2 protein-coding genes are annotated in these 1368 nt (G+C 75.7%); one reads left to right on the top strand and one right to left on the bottom strand.

Annotation, left to right across the window (positions count from 1 at the left end; genetic code table 11):
• Window positions 1-315 (bottom strand): hypothetical protein (locus E2C05_RS31790; protein WP_133223591.1); only part of this gene is annotated, 315 nt, incomplete at its 3' end.
• Window positions 316-545: 230 nt separating this feature from the next.
• On the opposite strand from E2C05_RS31790, the gene E2C05_RS31795 reads away from it, so the two are divergent.
• Window positions 546-1280 carry a DUF1194 domain-containing protein gene (locus tag E2C05_RS31795; RefSeq protein WP_133223592.1) on the top strand — a complete coding sequence of 245 codons (735 nt, stop codon included), beginning with the start codon at window positions 546-548 and terminating at the stop codon, window positions 1278-1280.
• Window positions 1281-1368: the final 88 nt, after the last annotated feature.

Here is a 1368-nt window from a genome sequence, read left to right on the forward strand (position 1 = left end):
GGTCGCGCCCAGCGCCTCCACCGCCGCGCGGGCGCCGGCCAGCCGCGCCTCGCCCTCGGCGCCGCGGGCCCGGGCCTGCGCCCAGCCTTCCGGTGTCGCGCCGGCCGGGTTGGCCAGCAGGCCGTTGGTGGCGCCGCGCTCCGCCGCGAAGGCCGCTTCCGCCTGCATCAGCGCGGCGGTGTGCAGCGACAGCGCCGCCCCATCCGCCGCCAGGCGGCGGTCCCGCTCGCTCTGCCAGGCATCGAGGATGAGGACACCCCCGAGCAGGGACCCGACCAGCAGCAGCGGCGCGGCTATCCGGAACGCAAGCGACATGGCAGGGGGTGTCCGACGCTAAGGCGCCGGCAACTTCCACCCGAGGATGTGAAGGATCGGCTTAGATCGCGCCCAGGCGGCAGCCTCGGGCTTGCGCGGATGCCGCCTGCAACCTTCGGTCATCATGGCCGCTTCCACCGCGGCCAGCGGAGCCAACCGGGATCGGCACCCAGGCGCGGAGCGCCCCAGGCCAAGGCAACACGGGCGGGGGCCGATCTGGAGGTGGCGAGATGCAGCGAAGGATCCTTCTCGGTGCGGCGCTCGGGCTCGGCGCCGCGGCGCTGGGCGGCGCCCGGCCCGGCCGGGCCGCCGGCGACCCGGTCGACCTCCTGCTGGTGCTGGCGGTCGATGTCTCCCGCTCGGTCGACGAGGACGAGGCGGTGCTGCAGCGCCAGGGCTACCAGGCCGGCCTGACCGACCCCGAGGTGCTGGCCGCCATCGCCGGCGGCATGATCGGCGCCATCGGCGTCGCCTATGTCGAATGGTCGGGCGCCGAGTTCCAGCAGCTGGTCGTGCCCTGGACCCGCATCGCCTCCCGCGCCGATGCCGAGGCCTGGGCCGCCGCGCTCGGCCGCGCCCCCCGCGCCTCCTATGGCTGGACCTCGATCTCCGCCGCGCTCGACTATTCCTGCCAGCTCCTCGCCGCGGCGCCCTGGGAGGCGGTGCGGCGGGTGATCGACATCTCGGGCGACGGGGTGAACAACAGCGGCCCGCCGGTGGAGGAGGCGCGCGACCGCGCCGTGGCCGCCGGCATCACCATCAACGGCCTGCCGATCCTCAACGACCGCCCGACCTTCGGCCAGCTCGTGCCGCAGCCGCTCGATGCCTATTTCCGCGAGAGCGTGATCGGCGGCAACGGCGCCTTCCTGATCGCGGTCGAGGATTTCGCCAGCTTCGCCACGGCGCTGCGCCGCAAGCTGATCCTGGAGATCGCCGGCCTGCCGGCCGCCGCCGGCGCGGGATAGCGCAACGGCGCATCGCCGGCCCGCGATCCGGGGGCCGCCGCGGGGCGGCGTGCGGCCCCGGATACGCGGCAAGGCGGCGCCGGGGCGC

Origin of the sequence: Paracraurococcus ruber, assembly GCF_004353985.1 — a bacterium.
Taxonomy (GTDB): domain Bacteria; phylum Pseudomonadota; class Alphaproteobacteria; order Acetobacterales; family Acetobacteraceae; genus Paracraurococcus; species Paracraurococcus ruber.

Excerpts from the sequence above, each read along its gene's own strand:
- E2C05_RS31795 (WP_133223592.1), top strand. The coding sequence starts at position 546 with ATGCAGCGAAGGATCCTTCTCGGTGCGGCGCTCGGGCTCGGCGCCGCG.